We start from the raw sequence: 20648 nt of genomic DNA, 5'->3' as shown, positions 1-20648 counted from the left end.
TTCGTAAATAAAATATACAGAATATTAAGTTTTCTCTAACTGTCAGTATTCTACTTTCCACATATAACGCCTTTTGCTTAAGGGATGATTACGCGCTTCCGCTAATTCTTCTGCATATTGACGTAATACTCGATTTAAGATAAGCGGTGCAATATATCCTTTTACTTCTTCATCAATTCCATCAAGATCATACTGTTTTGCATCTAACACCGTTAGCTTTTTACCATACCGCTGAGAAAAAGATAATGCTCTTTCTTCCAACGGTCTTGTTTCATCCAATCCCAATAGAATGATAAACGGTACATTTTCGTCAATAATTTCGAATGGTCCATGGAAGTACTCACCAGCATGAATGGCATGTGAGTGTATCCATTGCATTTCCATTAAGATACAAATGCTGAAAGAATAGGCTGTCCCATAGTTTGAACCACTTGCCATTGTATAGATAACAGGTTCTTTTGCATGAGATTGCGCGAATACCCTGGCATGAGAAGCTTCTTGCTCCAGGGCTTTTTCATACACTGGCTGTAAGTTCTCTAAACTTGATACTAGTTTTCCAAACTTTTCATTGTTTTCCGCTATATGAAGTACACCAAAAACTAATTGATATAAAACACTGAGGTTTGTATCGAAGGCGTTTACACCGTTCCCCCAGTCATATTTAATATAAAGGTCCGCATTTTGGGCTAATGGTGATGCTGGTTCGTTCGTTAATGCCACTGTAAACGCACCTTTACTTTTTGCAAACTTAGCCGCTTCAGCTGTTTCAGGAGTTGTTCCAGACATAGAGCATAAAATTACTAAAGTTTCTTTCCCTAGTTGTTGCGGATTGCGATGTATAAACTCATTTGAACTATACAGATCGGAAGTTATATTTTTAGCTTCACGATCCAGTATATACTTAGCTGAATACATAATCGCAGAAGAGCCCCCACATGCTACCAAATAAATATTGTTAATTTTCCTCCCCTTTAATTGATCCAATACTGTTTTTACATTACTTTTTACATTAATAACCGATCTACTCATTTTCCCACTCCTTTAATATTTGATATACAACATCATGTAATGTTATATATTGTTATATTAAATCATCATCTTTCTTTAGTCAATGAATTTGTCAGAATATTTTATTTACTCCCTTCCTTGAAACAGTTATCTGCTGAATTGCCCATCAATTTTCATGACGTCCACTAGAACATCAAATATGATGCAACCCCTTCTTACTTTTTTCTAATTTTCCCAACCATTAATAATAACAATGGCAGAATAAAACAAATCGTTAAGGATAATGGTGTCCAAGCTGTAGCCATGAAGTTTTGATAATGCACGATATCGGGATGCGAAAAGATGGTAAAAGTGAGAATTAGAAAAGCTAATGGGAATAGAAGTATTTTGTAATTTTGCATACCCAGCAATTGAGCTAGTCCTAGGGCGAGTCCATAAAAGCATATGGTCAACTTAAAATACTCTGTAAAAACCCAAATGAAGGCCACAATGACCTCGACCCTTTCGAAAAAATTACCAATGCTTATCATCATTCCCAGTTTATAAGAAGGGTAAGTTAACCTTGCTGTATTATCAGCACCCAATACAAGGATACTGAAAACGATCACTAAGAATAGAACGCTGCCACCTAATATAGTCCCTAAATAAAAGTTTTTCTTTATTTCAGCCTTTTCATTTACATATGGGGTGATCATTAAAAAGAAAACAAGCTGAACATAAGGCAGTGCTAATGAGTGATATGATCCCCTCACTATCGGTTTCATGCCTTCTTCAAATACAGGTTGCATATTTTCGATTTTGATATCCGGGATAAGAAATACGAATAATATGAAAAGCAGCAGTACAAGCCAAGGAAAAAAGATTAATGCAGTCCTGCAGATAACTTCCAATCCTAGCCGTGCACCAAATAAGCTTGTTAATATAAACAAGATCATAATCATTTCCATAGGTGTCTCAACCAGAACCTGTGTTGAAAAAAAATTCCCAATTTCACTAAGTAACGCGGAAGAAAGGTAATATAAATAAAATAGGAATAGCAGGGCCGAGATTTTTCCGATCCATTTCCCAAATATTTTTTCATTAACTTCTATATAAGTCATGGATGGGTAGAGCGAGGCGAGCCGGATAAATAAGAAAACGAAACATAAACCGATGAGAGTAGCGATAATATAGGCAATCCAGCCATCCTGTTTTGCTAATGAAACAAGTACGGAAGGTAAAGTAAGTATCGCTCCTCCTATGGTGAATATGATGACCATTATAAGAAATTCACCAGAGCTGATTTTTCCTTTTTCGAGCATATCCGATACCCCCCTAGGATAAAATACGATCCATGAAATGAGCGAGTGGACTATATATTTTCGTTATCCAGTCTATAGGAGTAGGAATGGTAATATCCTTGATAATTAAAATACTCAACGTCATGCCAAGTAATAGTAATAAAATAAAAATGACAATTTCCTTCCAGCATTTTTTTTTAATAAGAGGAGGTATTTCGAAAAATGAAATAATAGCTCCAGTACACACTGTTCCAATAATTGCCCACATTGATCTTTACTCCTCGATTTCTTTTTGAAAGGATTCTGATATCGTTCCTAAATTGCGAATCTTTGCTTTAACGGTTACATTCACGTCTAAATTTGCGAATTCTTGCTCCCAATTTCCTTCTAAACGTTTCCATGCTTCAGGATCGGTTCTATGAATTTCTTCACCAAAACCGAAGATGTCACTTTGATACTTCTCTTGAAGCGTTTTTATCGATCCTTCTATTTTAGTTTTAATATCTTTTTCGTATCTTTTATTCAATTCTTCGATTTTTTCGGGTTTAGTTAAATCGATTGTGCATTCTACCTCACCTATACTCCCTTCTGTGGTGACATTTATATCAATTTTGGGATTTCCTTTTTCCATTTTCCCCTTGATTTTCGTTTTTGAACTAGTCGTGTTAACCGTAATTTGGTCACCTTCACATGGAATATTTACCGCAGTGGACTTAACATGATCTGTAATGTAACTAACACCTTTACTATCGTTCCTGTTTAACCAGCCGACAAGTTTATCCTTCTTGAATACTCCAAGATAATCCAAACGCAAGCCGGATTTCGGGGAAATATTTTGTGCATTCGTAACATTGCTTCCTGATTCGGGATCACCATAAACGTAAATCCCCGTTAGCATGGCCTGTCTACCTTTACTGACGATACTGCTGACCAGCTCATCCAAAGTGACCGTCCTTGTCGGTGCCCATCTTCTCTCTGAATTTTCCAAGGAGTCAAACACTTTATTTGCCGGTATTTTTTCAAGAGCCGTTTGCACATTAAGCGTATCATAAGCAGTAGAACCCTTCGCAACGGTCATATAGAAATCGGAACGTAACTCCTTTTGCCGGGAAAGAACATCCAGAGGTTTTGCAATTCCTGCCCTGGCCATTTCCTCACCAAAGACAATTTCACGAAGATGTGCGACATATAACCTTCTTGGTATATCAGTTGATAGGCTTCTAATTGCTTCAGCAATGGTTTTACCACTTTTCCTGAAGGTTACAACTTCCGTACGGCCGGACCTGGCATCACCTGCCAGCTCACTCGAATTTAGAACTTGGACGCTGACAAGATACCCATCTTCCGTTTTATCAATTCCCATGGCAGTAACGATGGCAAGTTCATTCAACTCAATGCTGCTCCAACAGCCGGATAAACAAATTATAGGTAACATTAAAAATACCTTTAGCATTTTTTTCATCGTAAAACCCTCATAATCCCATCAATTTTATCTAGGTGGTTTCGGAGAACTGACATCTCCTCTGTCTGTATCATTTTTACTGATCAATCGAGGCCGCTTTACTAATGACCAATGTGGCATACGAATGATGTTGTCTTTTTGATCTTGTAAAATGAATGGTGCATTTGGAGCTAAATATGGTAAACCAAAAGATCGTAAGCTATTTAAATGCAAGACCATCACGATCAGCCCCAAAATGATCCCGTATAATCCAAATGTAGCGGCAAGGATCATGAACAAGAAACGAAGCATCCGAAAAGCAATGGCCATACTATTGGATGGAAACACAAAACTACTGATGGCTGTTAATGCGACGATGATAACCATCGTTGCTGAAACGAACCCTGCTTCGACAGCAGCCTGCCCAATAACTAATGCACCAACGATGGAAATGGATGAACCGATTGCCCTAGGCATCCTCACACCTGCCTCACGCAAAATTTCAAACACTACCTCCATCAGCATCGCCTCCACAAAAGCAGGAAAAGGAACTCCCTCTCGTTGTGAGGCTAGACTTATGAGTAATGGAGTAGGAAGCATTTCTTGATGAAAAGTCGAGACAGCTACATAAAGTGACGGTGTAAGCAAAGCAAGGAAAAAGGATAAATACCGTAATACTCGAATTAATGTTGCAATGTCTGCCCGTTGATAATAGTCTTCACTCGACTGGAAAAAATGCACCATCAGTGCTGGAACGATAAGGACAAACGGCGTTCCGTCAACCAGTATCGCAATCCTTCCTTCTAAAATGGCAGCGGCTACAGCATCAGGACGTTCCGTATTATAAATGGTTGGAAATGGAGTGTATACTTCATCCTGAATAAGCTCTTCAATGTATCCACTCTCAAGAATCGCATCTATATTGATTCGATTTAACCGGCTTTGCAATTCTGAAACCGTTTTATCATTGGCAACACCTTTTAAATACATAATCGCAACGTCCGTTTGCGTTTTTTCTCCAATCTGCTTTGTTTCAAGCCATAGGCTAGGATCTTTTATTCTCCGTCGTATTAAAGCAGTATTTGTCCGCAGCGTTTCAGTAAACCCATCCTTTGGTCCTCTTACTACTGTTTGGGAGGAAGGTTCTTGAACCCCGCGATCGACCCAATTTCTTGAACCGAGTGCCATTCCTTTAGTGGAGCCGTCCAATAATAACATCGTGTCTCCCGATAAAACATGGTTAAAAAACTTTTGAAAATCAGTTATTTCAACTATTTCCCCTATAGGCAGAGTATGTGATTTTATCATTTCAAAACAATCAGGGACCTCCACGTCCAAGTCAGAGTTCCGAATTTCAACCATCAAAGTGTCGAGGATTAAATCTTGGATGGAAGCTGAATCCGTTAATCCATCTGTGTAAACGATGCCTAACTTAATTTCCCCATTTTTACCTGCTTGAAAATCCCTTATAATTATGTCTGAACTATTTCCTAACGTTTTCTTAATATGATCAAAATTATATTGAAGATCAGAGGATATAAGTTTGGTTTGATGATTCTTTGAGTCTTTACTTCTGTTTTGAGCATTTTGAACTGGATTTTGGCTTTGATTTTTAGTTTTGCTGGAGTTTGGATTTCCGCTTTGATTTAGCTCTTCTTGTTGTTTTTTATTTTTCACTGATTGTTTATCTTCAATTAACTTCCTCAATGGGATAGGAACTCGAGATTTCAATGCTAACCCCCTCATAACCATAAGCTAGTTAAAATTATGTTTTCACCTTGGCTGCAATTATATCCATCTAAGTAAAATAAATTGCAATTAATAAAGTGCTAAATCATTGTAGACATGATAATTTTTTTCTCCAACAATCACGCTCCATTCATCGATAATTTAAGTAAAGGTTGCTGAAGGTGGCTCGGATATTAACTTTCTGTACATAAACTATTTTCCAGAGAATTCAAAACACGATAAATACAAACCACTTTCCGCCATCTTTGCAAACTCTGACACTATTTGTCTTTTGGAGTCAGATCAGCAGGTATAATCCGGCATAAAAAAAGGATTATCTTAGCATCAATTGCAGGCAGTTTACGATGAAAATACTTAAGGTAATTTGGATGTTAATTTTCTTTTAATCCCAACTTTCTTGCCTATGGCGACAGTTGCCTCATCTAATCGTTTATAGGCATCCTGCAGTACAATCTAAATCAAATTCATTGAAAGTCATGTTTAAAAGTATCCTATGAGTAAATGCATAGATTGCCAATATTCGCATAATCTATTATCGGACTAAATTGACAGAAAATAGGATGGTTAGGGGCAAAAAAAGAAAAAACCCTGCAGACCTCCACAGAGTTTTTAAAAGCTTTCAACCAATTTTTGGATGGCAGGGCACCATTCCCTTAGATTAGGTGCATAGAACTTTTTTTCCTTTAACTTATTCAGATATATGTTTCATCCCAAGTTTCTTAAATACCTGGTTTCCTACTTAACTTTATGTTTTACCCCAATTTCCCCCACACTCTTGAAGTCGCAAAATTCCATCTCTGGTATATATATACGAAAAAAAGGCTACACCCAATAGATACCGTCTCCATCCAGAAAATTGTACATTTATGGATGTCAAAGGGCCGAATTTCAAGATTCCAATGTAATATATTCAGCTCCTTGTTCTTTCGCCCATTTATGTATATAACTGAGCAGATTATATCCAAGGCCACTAGGACGATGATTTACATCAGTAACCAAATCTTGTACATAAACATAGCGTTCATTATATGAATCTTCGCGCCAGCTAATACCTGCTAATGCTACGATGCTTGTATCATGATATAAAGCAAATAACTGTTTACCCTCCTTACGCATATCATTTAATAAATCTAGATAATCCTTTAAAGTCAAATCAGTACGTAACTGACTCAATATAGGATATGCCTGTAAAAATTGATGTTCAACAGTTAACTCTACTATATTTTCCACTGGTATTTTCATGCTAATACTCTCCTAACCTTTTTAAGTTTAATTGCTTCGCCGCCCTTTACGAACCCTGTTTATCTTCCTGACATATAAACCTGTCCAATTTGCTTACAAGGGCTTAAATGTTTTTCAATGATTGTGTGTCTAACAGTTTCCATTCCTTTCTCCATAAATTAGATATACCAATAAATCATATGCAAGGATCGTGCCATACCGAAGGAAATATACTACTTATAATACTAGTGCAATTAACATGCTTAAAAATTCATTCCTAACATTTGCACTAAACTCTAACCAATAACAAATCAGAAATTTAAAAACCTTCTCATGGACAGGAGTTCGAAGATTGTATAGTGAAGCTACATCAGGAAAAAGCCATAAAAAAATTGAGAAAAACGTAACGGGATGGATTGTTGAAGAAAGGCAATTGATTTCTGTGTGAATAACTTGAACATGAATAGCCAAAAATAAGGAGTATTAAGAAGGAGGGAACCAATAGGTGAATAATAATGCCTGGTAGTTTCAAAATTTCATCACATCAATTGATGATTTTAATCCTTTTGTACTCGGTAGGAACGGTTATTTTACATACCACTTCTCCTTTAGCTGGTTTTGCAAAACAGGATGCGTGGCTTGCTGCATTATTTGGAATTCATACCCGTATTAATATTACTGACTGTTTTTTTGATTTCCATCATTCCTCAAGCAAATATCCAAAACATTCAGCCGGTATTTGATGATGGAGCCAAACCTGTCATAAGGGCGACACTTTTTTATGTCAGTGTGTTCACGCTGTCCCCTGTTATGTTCTTAATGATTTTCCCTTCAAAAGTCAATGAAAGGAAAAAAGGGGGAAAAGCTTTTTATATTGGCACTTTGATCGGAGGAATCATTTTAATTCTGGTTATCATGTTGGATATCTTGGTTCTTGGTCCCGATACGACAGCAAGAAATATCGCTCCAAGTTATACGATGGCAAAAAAATAAATGTAGGGAATTTCCTAATGCGGATTGAAGCTATTATTGCCACGATTTGGATCTTTACAACCTATACCAGGACGGTTATGTATTTTTATGTATCGGTTGTTGTATTTTCAAACATATTTAATATAAAAGATTATCGCCCCTTTACTACAGCTTTAGGGATGATAATGGTTTTTTATTCATTGATTGTTTTTCCGACGGTCCCATCATCCGGGGAATTCAATAAGAATATATGGTTATTCTATGCATCGACTTATGGTCTGGTCATGCCTTTATTATTGTTTATTACGGCTAAATTTAAAGTCATCATTAAAAAGCTCCATCATAGCCAACAATGATAATACTTAAGTGAGTTGGGGAATTTAAAAAAGAACATCATAAAAATACCCTGAAAATTCAATTTTGCCGGATTCCATCTGGCTGAATTGGATATGATCGTAATGAATATTTACGAATGAGGTGAGTATATTGAAACATAAAATAATCATTATTTTTAGTCTGGTTTTTATTGTATTCATGACAGGTTTACTCATCTTTTACCTCAAAAAAGATGATTCTTCCCGATGGATGGTAGCTCTTGGGGGAATATTGGTTAGTGCTATACCCATTTCATTACTGTTTGTAAAAAATAATCCATTTAACATTCCAATCATCATCGGTTATTATGTTTTTGTTTTCTGTACGACATTTTTAGGGTCCATCGCAAATTTTTATGTTGATTTTAAATGGTGGGACTCTGGACTTCACTTCTACAAAGGTATTTTCGTTGGTTTTGTTGGGATTGCTCTTTATAAACTATACATCCCTCAAAAAGCGAGAAAAGATGTTTCAAGGTGGGTCATTTTCCTTTTTGTTCTCTCACTTTCAGTCACTTCCACTGTTTTTTGGGAAATATATGAGTTCGCAGGAGATCTCACTTTTACTCATACCATGCAGCGAGGCGGTAACAAAGATACCATGTACGATATACTTTTCGGTCTAACGGGCGGCCTGCTCATTTCCATTTATTCTAGTGTACAAAAATTAAAATTATGATGATTTGTTGAGGTAATCATATGAATCGTAAGCTAGTTATTTCATTAAGTTTGGTGTATGTACTTTTCATGGCAGCTTTATCTATTTATTACTTTACAGCCGATGAAACTTTCAAATCACTGGTTTCGATAGGCGGTGTAGTATGTGGGGCAATTCCCCTTTTACTGGCCCTATTTACCAAGCTTCAATTCAATTTGCCAATTATCATTTCCTATTTAATCTTCTTATTCGGTTCACAATTTTTAGGATCTATTTTAGGTTGGTATGGACTGGGGTGGTGGGACACATTTTTGCATTTACTAAGCGGTTCCCTCCTTGCTTTTACGGGAATTGCTTTATATGAACGATTGGTATACAGAGATGCAGGCAAAGAGATATCCCCTTGGTTCATCTTTTTGTTTACCCTCTCTTTCTCAGCACTTGGAGGCGTCATATGGGAGATTTACGAATTTAGTTCTGATCAATTATTCGGAATGACACTACAAGGCGGGGGAAATAAAGATACAATGATCGATTTAATCGCGGATACGATTGGAGGACTTATCATTGCAGTGTGGGCCGGTGTACGGACAAAGATTAAGTTAAAGAAACTATAAAAAAACATTCCAGTTGATTTCAGAAACCCGCTCCCTTTCCGCCGACTGGCTGCCAAGCCTCCTCGACGCAAACGTCTCCGGGGTCTCGGCTAGCCAGTTATTCGGCAGGAGTGTCGCAAATTTCTTCAATCCATTGAGGATTACGGTAAAAAACAGGAAGGGTAATCTAGTTTTTTCTAAACAAACGTTTCAGTTGATTGGAATGTAAGGTACGAGACTCCTGCGGGAAAAGCGTGGCCAAGGGAGACCCCGCAGGCGAGCGCCGAGGAGGCTCCCGGACCGCCCGCGGAAAGCGAGTGCCTGGAATGGAAATCAAAGGTCAGAATTACTAACCCTCAAAAAAACGTTCCAGTTGATTTCAGAAACCCGCTTCCTTTCCGACTGTCTGTCAAGCCTCCTCAGCGCCAAAAGTCTCCGGGTTCTCGGTCAATCCAGTGGGGGGAACAGTAAAAAGTAAGCATTCCCTCGATAAAATCGTGAAAGGGGTCCGGGATGAGACCGTACCCCTTTCATAGACAAACTGAAACGACCATCTTATCGATGGTCGTTTTCATGTTCATTTAAATATGATGGAAATTATTTTTTCCGTCGTCATCGCACTGTCCACCACATATGTTCCAGGTCTTAATCCGTTGGCCTTGCCTTTCTTTTCAACCGCGTCGGAAAACTCATTGGCATTTTTAATGACTTTTGCCTTTTGCAGGGTTTTACCCACATCGATACTTGTCGAGCCTTTAGACACAGTAAGAACTGTGCGGTATATGATTTTTTCCGTTGGTTCTTTTACCGTTTCTTTTTCCGCCTCCGCCTTATCTTTAACAGACTGTGCTTCAGCAATCTGATCTTCCCATTCTTTTTCGGAATGGATGACATACCCTTCTGAAGCCAGAGACTCTTTCATTTCATCTTCCGATAGTTTCTCGGATGTGCTGGTCGCTTCACCTTGACCAAAGAAGTACACTGCTCCGCATAAGCCTGCTGCAACAACAAGGCCTCCGGCAAAGCTGCGCATTGATTTAGATGTCATTGGCCACATTTCTCCTTTCATTCGTCGTTTTCATGTAAGGAGTAAGCATCCGTTCTATTTCTTCTTCCGGCTGTTTTGTCTTCAGTGCGATGCTTTCAAATGAATAGCCTCGCTTATGTAGGTCGAGTACCTCACGTAACATGTTTCGCTTTTCGGAAGACATTGCTAGAATGCCTGCCTCTTGCACCGTAATTTCAGCATCTATCTCGATGTTCCTGATTTTTTCCTGTAATACATTCATTTCATCTCCAAAAGTGCTGGCAATCTGTTCCAATTGACTGTCCACTTTTACAGAATCCTTTTTAATAAACGATAAAATGAACAGTAATACTGCTGCAGCAAACAAAATGACCAGAGCCCATTCCATCATTCTATGTCCCTCCTTAATCTTTGAATCTAATATCTCGCTTTCTAATTATATATGGATTTGTTCCAAAACTCGATTTAAAAGTACTAAATGCCACAATAGTCACGAATTTATGACAATAAAAGGCGCGAAAAGGCCATCCATAATTATTAATAATCAAAAAACGAAAAATACAGCTTCCATTTAAGGACCATTTTACCATAATCCATTCATCATTTATACCAATGTTAGCATATTAAGGCAACATACTGTAATAACGCTGTCTAACTAGGTAATTTAAACGTATAAATGGCATTCTTATTCACATCACTGCTTGTACTTTCCCTTTAAAAAAGTCCAAGGGTTATATTAAATGACAAACACGTTTCCGAACGATAAGATATATATTATTAGGTTCCTTTTCCTGTTTCATTTACTAGGTACGAATTTTCAGTGCCATTGATTTATTGGATACATGCAAGATAATAAGGAGGTAGCAATGAATATCAAAATAAATAATATACCGGGTTTCATGCAAGACGATATTGAACAACTTCAATCAAAATTGTCCCCCTTGTTGAAGAAAAATATGAAATACGGTTTTTTTTCGACGGTGATGATAGGCTTTTCCATCATTAATCTTTTTTTTCTATTATTTAAGAACGGCTCTTTACCCATCTCGAAAATCGCACTCGGAATCTATGCATTGGTGGGAGCTGTGGGATTTGCCTTATTAAAAGAAAATAAACACAACCAAAGAGAAATAGTGAAAATGAGTCAAAAATATATGTTGGAGAGAATCAAACAAAGCAGCTATTTAACAGATGCCCGAAAAAGTAATTACTTTAAAAGAGTTAATGAGCATCCGCTTACTGCCATGAATGTTTTTTTTGAGTTTCTTGCTGAAGAACAACAATGGAAGAACAAATCCTCACATCCGGAATAATATCTGTTGAAATAAGCAATAAAATTAGCACTAAAAAACAACTCAACCAGTGTGATCCGGTAAACTGCCGAATCACACTGGTTGGTTGCTAGACTATTGAATTCAAAAAATGTCTGGATCACGTTTCTTTTTTTAAGTACATTCAAATTGTCAACTCAGTTGTTAGTTCTGGAGCTTTTCATCAATGAGTTCATGAAAATAGACTGCAGCATGCTCAGTTGGAGAAAAGATACCATTTGTAAATGCCTCGGAACTTAATCCTTTTTGCAATTTTTCCACCAGTTCAAAATCTTCCTGCCGTACTTGATCAACAAATTTAAAATATTCTTCTTTTTCTATGGTTGGTTTTTCATCCAGGGAGTAATCACGATAAATACCTAACGACGTCACAGCATCAACAGGAATTACTTGAATGGTATTCACATTCCCGTCTCCTGGATAAACGTTAATCATCATATTTGGCCATACCCAATAAAATCGCGCTTGGTCCCCTTCGCCATTCTTGCTTGCTGTCATATATTGATAGGTGAATTTGTCGTGTGTCGTTGTGCAAAAGTTTGATAAATCAAAGGATTTTGCAAAGCCAGGATGAGCAATGGAACAATGATCACATTCAAGGTAATTGTCAACAACGGCTTTCCAATTAGCTTTTACTACACGGCGGGTTTCCCTGACTAGTTTCAGTGAATCAAAGAAAGGATACTCTTTCATTTCCTCTAAGAATTCCTGATATGCTTCTGCCATAGAAGGTGCATTTTTGTCAAGATTGACAAAAATCATGGCATTCTGAACTTCTAAGCGAATGGATTTCATACAGCTGTGTATTCCCAGTTCATTCGTTTTAAAATTAGGTGCTCTATGCACACTTCCGTCTAATTTGAACGTCCATCCATGGTATCCGCATTGTAAAATTTTCTTATTTCCTTTATCGGAGTTTTCTACTTTCATTCCGCGATGGGGGCAAATATTGTAGAAAGCACGCAGTTCACCATCGGTACCGTGAGAAACGATAATAGGCTCTCCGGCGATATCTAATGTCATGAAATCACCTACCTTTTCGACTTGGCTTGCATGCCCGGCCAATATCCAACTCTTTCTGAAGATTTTTTTACTTTCTTCATTGAATACCTCTGGATCGACATACCGTGAATAAGGCAGTGTAGGGCTGAACTGTACATTTTCTTTCGTGGACATATTGAAATCCCCTCCTGTTTTTGATCTAATTTAATAGTTTAAAAAACGTTTAGTACAATTTTAGTTATACCCGATCCATATAGACTGTCTTGACTTCTGTATAGAATTCAACTGCACTCTTCCCTTGTTCACGGCTGCCTGCACTTGAATTTTTACATCCGCCAAATGGCATTTGCGGTTCGGTTCCTGCTGTTTCCGAATTGACATGAACAAGACCCACTTCAACGTCTTCAATAAACCGTTGAGCCGAAGTTAAATTATTCGTACAAATGGCTGCGCTCAATCCATACTCTGTATCATTTGCCATCTTAACTGCTTCCTCATAATTTCCGGCCTTAAAAAGGGCGATGACTGGTCCAAAGACTTCTTCACGTGCAATGCGGGCATGTTGAGGAACATTTTCAAAGATAGCTGGCCTGACATAAAAACCATTCGCCAATTCCTCTTCTGCCGGAATCTCTCCTCCGCACAAAAGTGTAGCTTCTGATTTCCCAACATCAATCATTTCAAGCACGCCATCGCGTTGTGATTTAGATACAGCGGGACCGATATATGTTTCTTCGTTGAGCGGGTTGCCCACTTTTAATTCTTTCGTACGAGCCACCAGAAGTTCCCGGAATCCTTCATAAATTCCTTCCTCCACAATCACGCGGCTAGTGGCTGTGCACTTTTGCCCTGTGGATTTAAAAGCTCCGCCTATGGCTATTTCCACTGCTTTTTCAAGATCAGCATCAGCCAGGACGACGAGCGGGTTTTTCCCTCCCATTTCCACTTGCACTTTCTTACCATGTTCAATGGCTTGTTTTTGAATTTGCTGACCCACTTGATTCGAGCCCGTAAAAGATATAGCCTTCACATCAGGATGTTCCACTAATGCAGCACCAATGACGGAACCCCTTCCGAATACACAATTGATGACACCAGGCGGTAAACCCGCTTCATCAAATGCTTTTATCACATGATAGACAGACTTAGGTGTAAGATCAGCCGGTTTAATCACGACTGTATTCCCGTAAATCAGGGCCGGCGCCAATTTCCATACAGGGATGGCGATAGGAAAATTCCATGGTGTGATCAAACCCACCGGACCGAGCGGTGTACGGGTAGTGTATAAAAATGTATTGGCATTAGCTGAAGGAATTACTTCCCCTAGTGGCTGCCGAGCTTCAGCAGCATAATATTCAAGTATGCTGGCAGCCCGAGTGGCTTCCCCCATCCCTTCAAAGAATGTTTTCCCTTCTTCCTTTATCAAATCTTGACCTACTTCCTGTATACTCTTTTTCAAAATATCAGCTGCTTTTTGCAAGTATGAAGCACGTTGCTGAAACGACAGTTTTTTCCAGTACGGGAATGCATTTTTTGCGGCTGCCACTGCATCTTGTAAATCAGCTGCCGCACTAGATGGAAATTCTCCTAAATTTTCACCATCATGGGGACTAAGATTTTCTTTATACTCCCCTGTAGTGGGTTCTTGCCATTTTCCATTTATATAATTTAAGTAACGCATATCATTTCCTCCTTATTCTATTATTCTACTTCTCTAAATTATAGGTTTGCTTTTAACTCGAAACTTCTAGATGAACGACCGTTTTCTTTTTTCTGGCATATAAAATACTATTGAATAAAATCATTGGTCTGTTCATTTGTTAATGCTGGCACCTCGACGTTCCTTCTCGCATATCTAAAATAGTAAAATATATAACAAGCAACGACGAAACCCAATCCCCAATACAATGAAGTTCGCTGTGTCGGATCATAAGCGGTGAACACGAAAATACCTAGACACATCGTGATGCAGAGAATCGGGGCAAACGGGAAAAAAGGTACTCTAAACTTCAGATTTTCAACCTTTCCGCCTGCTCTGATATACTGCTTACGGAATCTGTACTGTGCAAACGCAATCGCCATCCAAGTAAGCACCCCTCCGACCCCGCTTATGGAAAGTAGCACAACGAATAACGTTTCTTCGGCTACTACACTAGTAAGTAGCGACAGCAAAGCAAAGACCATGGTTACGAGCAAGGCGTTAAAAGGTACACCGCGCCGATTAAGCTTTCCAAATGCAGAATGCGCCATACCATTTTGAGAAAGGGAGAAAAGGATCCTGGTACAAGCAAACAGACCCGTGTTCCCAACAGAGAGGACCGCAGTCAAAATTACAAAATTCATAATGTCGGCTGCATAAGGAATTCCAACCATTTCAAACACGGTGACAAATGGGCTTTCCAGTACCCCAACTTCTTGCCAAGGAACGATAGCCGATAGAACAAAGATTGCTAGTACATAGAAAAGCAGCACACGTATTACAATGTTTCGAATCGCTCTCGGAATGCTTTGCTGCGGGTTTTCCGTCTCTCCTGCTGCAACACCCATGATTTCCGATCCCTGGAATGCATATACGACTGTCATCATCGATATGAATACACCCGTGAATCCTGTTGGGAATAGTCCATCACCTATAAAATTGGAAAATAAAGGAGCGGGTTGTGCATCCTCCATATGAATCAATCCAAACATCGCTGCCGCACCGATAATTATGAAGAGAATGACGGCAAGTACTTTAATCCCGGAGAACCAATACTCTGTCTCTGCGAAACTCCTCGTAGTTAATGCATTTATAGTGAATAAAAGTACCGTAAATATCACACACCATATCCATACTGGTATATCGGGAAACCATCTAGTCATGAGCAAACCAGCCGCTACAAATTCCAAGCCTACGTAAAGTGCCCAGCTCAGCCAGTAAATCCAGCCAATGACAAAACCAGTGGCGGGTCCAATAAATTTCGTTGCATGAACCTGAAAGGAACCGGACACCGGCATCACTACCGATAATTCGCCGAGACAAATCATCGCCAAGTACATTAATAAACCACCTACCAAATAGGCAACAATCGCTCCTGTGGGTCCGGCTTCACCGATTGCATATCCTGATCCCAGGAAAAGACCTGTTCCAATTACCCCACCTAATGAGAGCATGAATAAATGTCTGCTCTTCATTGAACGCTGTAATTCTTTTGGCTGATTTTCATGTTCTGTTTGCATGAATTCCCCCCCTTTTCTGATCGATAAACTGCCTAAGCACCTTTATGGTTAACACAAGTTAACGAGAGTTCCCCGATAACGCTTCGGATGGCTCTTCATATTCCGGCAAGTCGCTGATTGTCGGTTTAAATATTTCATAAGCTACTTCTCTTTGATATTTATTTTCGTTTTTAGCCTGTTTAAACAAGTGATACGTATTTTTCCTGCATAGTTTTTCAATATCATCAACGACAGCTTGTGGATTTGGTTTAACTAGTCCGAAAATAATCGCATCATAAAATCTTATCGCACCCAGGTTGGCAACGAAATCATTGACAACATCAATTCCTCTTTGTTTTATGATTGCGTCTCCCTCGGAAGAAAGGGGAATGTTTGCCGCCTCCACAATCAAACTCGCTTTTACGCTTTTAGCATTGGATATGTGGATGACATCCTCCAGTGCGGACGGAATTAATATGTCGCAATCAATGTCGAGCCATTCCGTGTTGGGCCTTACATCATAACTCGGTTCAAAAAAGGCTTTATCCATTTCTCCGTACATATTCTTATGATCAATAAGCTTTTGGACATCTAATCCTTCTTCGCACGTTACCAAAAGAGCTGCATCAGAAATTCCAACAACTTTATAACCTAACTGGGACATTTTCAATGCACAGCTTGCTCCTACACAGCCGAACCCTTGAATGACAACTCTCGCTCCAGCTTTCCCGCTTTTAAATTTCCATGCCTCATCCGCGGAAAATGCCACACCATAGCCTGTTACGACATCGTTTAAAAACAACCCGTCGATTTTTGTCGTCAACAGTTCATCGAAGTCTTTTATCCCCTGCAGAACATCCGGATTCTGCTTCATTGATTTCGTTAGAGGGATATCAATGCCAAATTCATTGAATATTTTCAGCACATCTTCATATTTGGTGCCTAAATCACTGCCTAAAGATACCCCTATATCTATATAAGGCATCATCGCAATCAGAAATCTTCTTAACACTGCATATGCGTCTGGCGCTTTATAATCATAGGCAATGCCCGCTTTACAACCGCCAGTCGTCTCAGACTCACAGGCTACATACTTATAAGCCATAGCCTCGGCCAACCTTTCGACCTCTTCTCTTGTAACCGTTGGGTGCATTCTTGTACCGCCGCCTGTGTATCCTTTTACAAAGTTATGGACGACCAGCCAGCCTTTAGCATCTGTTTCAGTATCATTCCATTCCACAACTAAATATGGTTTTGACAACTATGAAACCTCCCTTAAATGACTTACTTTTATTGGTTTCCGTTAACTTCCAATGTTAATTGTTCGACACTAGCTTTTCGTGTACTTCCTTCTTGTCCTGACCTACGGATAGAATCTTTGGATTGACTGCAACTTCGATTACAGCCGGCAGCCCTGAATTAATCGCCCGTTGCAGCGCTGGCGCAAAATCGCTATTTTTTTCAACCTTTTCACCATGTGCCCCAAATAAGCGGGCCAATTCGGCAAAATCAGGATTAAATAAGTCAGTTCCAATGACCCGGTTTGGAAAATGCCTTTCTTGATGTGCTCGAATTGTTCCATAAATATTGTTGTTCACAACAATTGATATGGTCGGAATTTTATACCTTACTGCGGTTTCAATCTCTTGGAGAGTCATCATAAAGCCGCCATCTCCTGAAATAGAAACTACATGTTTGTGCGGCTGCGCCAGCTTTGCCCCAATAGCAGCAGGCAGTCCATATCCCATCGCACCCGACGTTGGCCCGACGTATGTGTTTTCTTGTTCAAAACGATAATATCTTGATAGCCATCCAAAAAAGTTGCCTGCATCATTTGTAATGATGGTATCCTTCGGCAGGCAGACAGCTAGATCATGCATCAATCCGTCCATATCCACGAAATCTTCTGTGTAGTCGGCCTTTGTTTCAGAAAATTCTAAATATTTATCATGCAATTCTTTCAAATGATCGCTTGAAATTAAAGATTCAGATTCTGGCGCCTGCAGTGCTTGTTCCAAAAAGCTCTTGGCATCTGCTTCAATGGCAAGAGAAGGAGCATACACTTTACCAAAAATATCGGGACAAATATCCACATGGATCAGCTTTGAATTTTTAGAAAGCAAGGTGTAATCTTGTGTTCCTACTTGAGAGAATCGTGTCCCTAATGCCAAAACTACATCTGCTTCCCGGATTGCATCAAGTAAATATTGAGGTGTCCCAAACCCAAGCCATCCTGTATAGCAAGGATGTGAGTTCGGAAACGCGTCAAATCGACGGAAGGCTGTAACGACAGGAAGTTTCATTGCCTCCACAAACTGTACAAGCAACCTGTTGGCCTTAGCATGAATCACACCTCCGCCAGCAATCAATACGGGGCGCTCCGCATTTCGTATCATATCCATCGCCTGCTTCACATCTTCCATATGTGGTTGAGGAGGAAGCGAGCGATAAGAAGGATTTATGTTCAACTCTGCCTCATCTTCTAACATGTCATGCGGCAAAGCCACTAATACAGGGCCCGGACGCCCCGATCGCGCAATATGGAAAGCCCGTTGCAATAATTCCGGGACTCTTTCCACACGATCGATCTCTACCGTCCATTTACATAAATGACTGAAAAAACCAGTCAAATTCACTTCCTGGAATGCTTCCTTTTCTTTAAAAGGGCGTTCGACTTGGCCAATAAGCGCAACCAAAGGGGTTGAATCTTGAGCAGCAGTATGAATGCCGATAGCTAAGTTTGTAGCACCCACTCCACGCGTTGCCATACAGACCCCTACCTCTCCTGAAGCCTTGGCATACCCTTCCGCCATAAAAGAGGCACCTCCTTCATGCCTGGCGGAAATAAGTTCTATTTCAGGATGTTGATATAGTGCATCCATCACACTAAGATAACTTTCACCTGGTACACAAAAGGCTTTTTTCACCCCTTCTATAGCCATTACTTCTACGACTGCTCTTCCTCCACTGACTTTCATAATCAAGCCTCCCGCTCTCAAAAACGTGTTTTTATTCTAGTAATTTATGATTATATTAATTTTGGACTCATTCCCACTGTCATTTAACAAGCTTTTCCATTCCCGAAGCCTGTTTATTATCTTCTTTCATCCCGATTGAAGTTTTTCGTGTAACGGCACTCACTCCCAAAGTTACTGCAATGTTGATGAATAATACAGCCAACCCTACATCAAGATCTTGTATTACTTGCGGCAGGGATGGAAATAATGTAGCAAGTGTCGTACCTGATTTAGTCGAGTATATGACAATTAGAATTCCAACGATCATTCCGGCAAAAGCTCCTTGAACGGTGACAGGATTCTTTTTCCACAAGCTGAAAAATAGCGCTGGAAACAACTGTGCCATGAAGCTATATGCCATAAGATACAACGTAAAAATTGACTCCCCTCCGTTGAACGTAAAATATAGAGTCACTATAGAAATGACAGGTACTAACATCCTGCTCAATCTTTGAAGCTGGTCATCTGATGCATTCGGCTTCCACACCTTATATACATTTTTGGAAAGTATCGTGGCCGTAGCCGTCAACACGAGTGAACTGGGAATAAGGGCGGCCATTGCCCCTGATGCTCCAATAACTCCAACAAACCAGGGATCAAATGACATCTTCGCCATTTTAAATAAAGCTAAATCTGCTTCTGCGCCCTGTAAATTCGGGATTTGGAGAATCGCAGAAAAACCAATAAATAACGAAAAAATGATGATTACTTGATAAATTGGCATAACCGCAGCATTCCAACGAAGTGATTTTGGACTTTTTGCAGAAAACACTCCCGCTAACATATGTGGAAACATATAGAATGCCAGTGCTGTCATGATCGTAGCTGAAATAAACCAAGAGATACTCAAACCTTGTTCCGGGAAAATCAAAAATCCTTGTTTTGCTGTATCGATTGCTTCAAACATCGGCTGTATACCACCGTAATAATGAAGTGGAAAATAAATCCCCATAAAGACGACGACAGTCAGAATCATGATATCTTTAATGACTGCGGTCCACGCTACTCCATGCATCCCTGAAGCAGTTACATAAATTGTGATTGCAATTACACTAACAACTATAGCTACATTCGGCGAAATGGACCCATAGGAGGCTTCCGATACGATTATTCCTAACCCTTTCAACTGCATGATCAAATATGGAATAATTGAAATGACGCTAATTACCGCCACAAGAACACCTAAAGCAGGACTGTTGTACTTTTTGTCATAAAAATCAGATTGAGAAATGACATTATTTTTTTTGGCATATCTCCAAATAGGCGGCAACAGCCAATAGGCGATTACAAAATAGAAGCAATTGAAAGCGTATAAGGCTGGAGGCATACCAGATCTATAAGCTCCGCCGCTTGCCCCCAAAAACGTATATGTCGTAAACATTTCACCTGCTATCAAGAAGAAGAGCAATAAGCTGCCGAAACCTCTTCCCCCTATAGCCCATTGTTCCAAACTCATATTTTTACCTTTTCGAGCTTGAAGCCCTAACCAAATACACAGAACCAGAAAGAAAAGGATAACGAGCAGGGCTTCATTCATCAGTCTTCTTCCTCCTCGGTTGCAGGATCAAGTTTATTAGCAATTATTAAAAACACGGATGTAAGACAAACCCATAATATAGCCCAAAAAAGAACAAATGGCATGCCTAACACATAAGGTTCAATTCGATTGATAACCACAAGCGAGCCAAGTGCCGGTATTGCACTTATCACATAGATTATTTTCTTCATTTGTTCACCATCCTTATCAACAAATGCCAAACTTGAACCTTCTGGA

At 39.4% G+C, this 20648-nt stretch carries 18 protein-coding genes and 1 pseudogene; 4 read left to right on the top strand and 15 right to left on the bottom strand.

The annotated features are described in order from the left end of the window. Window positions 1-42: 42 nt before the first annotated feature. The 6 genes from ACIQ0C_RS03615 to ACIQ0C_RS03590 form a co-directional block, all read right to left on the bottom strand. Window positions 43-1029, bottom strand: coding sequence for an SIS domain-containing protein (locus ACIQ0C_RS03615; RefSeq protein WP_403056941.1), 987 nt, complete (start codon window positions 1027-1029; stop codon window positions 43-45). Window positions 1030-1223: 194 nt separating this feature from the next. Next, window positions 1224-2309 carry a GerAB/ArcD/ProY family transporter gene (locus ACIQ0C_RS03610; RefSeq protein ID WP_403056938.1) on the bottom strand — a complete coding sequence of 362 codons (1086 nt, stop codon included), beginning with the start codon at window positions 2307-2309 and terminating at the stop codon, window positions 1224-1226. 13 nt (window positions 2310-2322) lie between these two features. Further along, window positions 2323-2556 carry a hypothetical protein gene (locus ACIQ0C_RS03605; protein ID WP_402840205.1) on the bottom strand — a complete coding sequence of 78 codons (234 nt, stop codon included), beginning with the start codon at window positions 2554-2556 and terminating at the stop codon, window positions 2323-2325. Between the two features lie 6 nt (window positions 2557-2562). Further along, window positions 2563-3750, bottom strand: a complete 1188-nt coding sequence (locus tag ACIQ0C_RS03600; RefSeq protein ID WP_403056934.1) for a Ger(x)C family spore germination protein — start codon at window positions 3748-3750, stop codon at window positions 2563-2565. 27 nt (window positions 3751-3777) lie between these two features. Further along, window positions 3778-5268 (bottom strand): spore germination protein, encoded by a 1491-nt coding sequence (locus ACIQ0C_RS03595; protein ID WP_403057117.1) that lies wholly within the window; start codon window positions 5266-5268, stop codon window positions 3778-3780. A gap of 1098 nt (window positions 5269-6366) precedes the next feature. After that, entirely contained in the window at window positions 6367-6720 is a 354-nt protein-coding gene (locus ACIQ0C_RS03590; protein ID WP_403056931.1) for a GNAT family N-acetyltransferase, read from the bottom strand. Between the two features lie 609 nt (window positions 6721-7329). On the opposite strand from ACIQ0C_RS03590, the pseudogene ACIQ0C_RS03585 reads away from it, so the two are divergent. From ACIQ0C_RS03585 to ACIQ0C_RS03575, 3 genes and pseudogenes are all read left to right on the top strand, one after another. Then, window positions 7330-8027, top strand: a pseudogene (locus ACIQ0C_RS03585) (GerAB/ArcD/ProY family transporter). Between the two features lie 130 nt (window positions 8028-8157). Further along, the gene (locus ACIQ0C_RS03580) at window positions 8158-8724 is read left to right on the top strand and encodes a DUF2238 domain-containing protein (protein ID WP_403056928.1); all 567 of its coding nucleotides are present in this window, start codon (window positions 8158-8160) and stop codon (window positions 8722-8724) included. Between the two features lie 20 nt (window positions 8725-8744). Next, on the top strand, window positions 8745-9320 hold the full coding sequence (locus tag ACIQ0C_RS03575) for a DUF2238 domain-containing protein (protein WP_402840192.1): 576 nt from the start codon (window positions 8745-8747) through the stop codon (window positions 9318-9320). A 556-nt stretch (window positions 9321-9876) separates the two neighbouring features. Here the strand turns inward: ACIQ0C_RS03575 and ACIQ0C_RS03570 are convergent. Both ACIQ0C_RS03570 and ACIQ0C_RS03565 read right to left on the bottom strand, forming a co-directional pair. After that, window positions 9877-10347: a hypothetical protein gene (locus ACIQ0C_RS03570; protein WP_403056925.1), complete on the bottom strand. Its 471-nt coding sequence runs from the start codon at window positions 10345-10347 to the stop codon at window positions 9877-9879. Next, complete coding sequence (locus tag ACIQ0C_RS03565) at window positions 10337-10717, bottom strand: hypothetical protein (RefSeq protein WP_403056922.1); 381 nt, start codon at window positions 10715-10717, stop codon at window positions 10337-10339. The genes ACIQ0C_RS03570 and ACIQ0C_RS03565 overlap by 11 nt, the downstream gene beginning before the upstream one ends. A 475-nt stretch (window positions 10718-11192) precedes the next feature. Between ACIQ0C_RS03565 and ACIQ0C_RS03560 the strand changes: the two genes are divergently transcribed. After that, window positions 11193-11639 carry a DUF5392 family protein gene (locus ACIQ0C_RS03560; protein ID WP_403056919.1) on the top strand — a complete coding sequence of 149 codons (447 nt, stop codon included), beginning with the start codon at window positions 11193-11195 and terminating at the stop codon, window positions 11637-11639. 162 nt (window positions 11640-11801) lie between these two features. Here the strand turns inward: ACIQ0C_RS03560 and ACIQ0C_RS03555 are convergent, their stop codons facing one another. The 7 genes from ACIQ0C_RS03555 to ACIQ0C_RS03525 all read right to left on the bottom strand — a co-directional run bounded on the left by ACIQ0C_RS03555 (window position 11802) and on the right by ACIQ0C_RS03525 (window position 20632). Further along, on the bottom strand, window positions 11802-12833 hold the full coding sequence (locus ACIQ0C_RS03555; RefSeq protein ID WP_403056916.1) for an aromatic ring-hydroxylating oxygenase subunit alpha: 1032 nt from the start codon (window positions 12831-12833) through the stop codon (window positions 11802-11804). A 64-nt stretch (window positions 12834-12897) separates the two neighbouring features. Next, window positions 12898-14340: an aldehyde dehydrogenase family protein gene (locus ACIQ0C_RS03550; RefSeq protein WP_403056913.1), complete on the bottom strand. Its 1443-nt coding sequence runs from the start codon at window positions 14338-14340 to the stop codon at window positions 12898-12900. A 107-nt stretch (window positions 14341-14447) separates the two neighbouring features. Further along, complete coding sequence (locus tag ACIQ0C_RS03545) at window positions 14448-15878, bottom strand: amino acid permease (RefSeq protein WP_403056910.1); 1431 nt, start codon at window positions 15876-15878, stop codon at window positions 14448-14450. Window positions 15879-15936: 58 nt separating this feature from the next. After that, window positions 15937-17118, bottom strand: a complete 1182-nt coding sequence (locus ACIQ0C_RS03540) for a Glu/Leu/Phe/Val family dehydrogenase (RefSeq protein ID WP_403056907.1) — start codon at window positions 17116-17118, stop codon at window positions 15937-15939. A gap of 55 nt (window positions 17119-17173) precedes the next feature. After that, window positions 17174-18835: a thiamine pyrophosphate-dependent enzyme gene (locus ACIQ0C_RS03535; protein ID WP_403056904.1), complete on the bottom strand. Its 1662-nt coding sequence runs from the start codon at window positions 18833-18835 to the stop codon at window positions 17174-17176. Between the two features lie 79 nt (window positions 18836-18914). Further along, on the bottom strand, window positions 18915-20411 hold the full coding sequence (locus ACIQ0C_RS03530) for a sodium:solute symporter family protein (RefSeq protein WP_403056901.1): 1497 nt from the start codon (window positions 20409-20411) through the stop codon (window positions 18915-18917). Beyond that, a complete protein-coding gene (locus ACIQ0C_RS03525; protein WP_375794211.1) occupies window positions 20411-20632 on the bottom strand; it encodes a DUF3311 domain-containing protein in 222 nt (73 codons plus the stop codon). The genes ACIQ0C_RS03530 and ACIQ0C_RS03525 overlap by 1 nt, the downstream gene beginning before the upstream one ends. Window positions 20633-20648: the final 16 nt, after the last annotated feature.

The sequence above is a fragment of the Peribacillus sp. NPDC096448 genome, assembly GCF_044762675.1.
GTDB classification, from domain to species: Bacteria; Bacillota; Bacilli; order Bacillales; family DSM-1321; genus Peribacillus; species Peribacillus frigoritolerans_B.
The sequence above is the reverse complement of the archived record's forward strand: the minus strand, read 5'-3'. Positions and strand labels throughout refer to the sequence as shown.

Bases quoted from the DNA above. Each gene is read 5' to 3' on its own strand.
- ACIQ0C_RS03560 (WP_403056919.1), top strand. From the start codon at position 11,193: ATGAATATCAAAATAAATAATATACCGGGTTTCATGCAAGACGATATT.
- ACIQ0C_RS03570 (WP_403056925.1), bottom strand. From the start codon at position 10,347: ATGACATCTAAATCAATGCGCAGCTTTGCCGGAGGCCTTGTTGTTGCA.
- ACIQ0C_RS03565 (WP_403056922.1), bottom strand. From the start codon at position 10,717: ATGATGGAATGGGCTCTGGTCATTTTGTTTGCTGCAGCAGTATTACTG.
- ACIQ0C_RS03615 (WP_403056941.1), bottom strand. From the start codon at position 1,029: ATGAGTAGATCGGTTATTAATGTAAAAAGTAATGTAAAAACAGTATTG.
- ACIQ0C_RS03545 (WP_403056910.1), bottom strand. From the start codon at position 15,878: ATGCAAACAGAACATGAAAATCAGCCAAAAGAATTACAGCGTTCAATG.
- ACIQ0C_RS03535 (WP_403056904.1), bottom strand. From the start codon at position 18,835: ATGAAAGTCAGTGGAGGAAGAGCAGTCGTAGAAGTAATGGCTATAGAA.
- ACIQ0C_RS03610 (WP_403056938.1), bottom strand. From the start codon at position 2,309: ATGCTCGAAAAAGGAAAAATCAGCTCTGGTGAATTTCTTATAATGGTC.
- ACIQ0C_RS03530 (WP_403056901.1), bottom strand. From the start codon at position 20,411: ATGAATGAAGCCCTGCTCGTTATCCTTTTCTTTCTGGTTCTGTGTATT.
- ACIQ0C_RS03600 (WP_403056934.1), bottom strand. From the start codon at position 3,750: ATGAAAAAAATGCTAAAGGTATTTTTAATGTTACCTATAATTTGTTTA.
- ACIQ0C_RS03605 (WP_402840205.1), bottom strand. From the start codon at position 2,556: ATGTGGGCAATTATTGGAACAGTGTGTACTGGAGCTATTATTTCATTT.
- ACIQ0C_RS03575 (WP_402840192.1), top strand. From the start codon at position 8,745: ATGAATCGTAAGCTAGTTATTTCATTAAGTTTGGTGTATGTACTTTTC.
- ACIQ0C_RS03550 (WP_403056913.1), bottom strand. From the start codon at position 14,340: ATGCGTTACTTAAATTATATAAATGGAAAATGGCAAGAACCCACTACA.
- ACIQ0C_RS03590 (WP_403056931.1), bottom strand. From the start codon at position 6,720: ATGAAAATACCAGTGGAAAATATAGTAGAGTTAACTGTTGAACATCAA.
- ACIQ0C_RS03555 (WP_403056916.1), bottom strand. From the start codon at position 12,833: ATGTCCACGAAAGAAAATGTACAGTTCAGCCCTACACTGCCTTATTCA.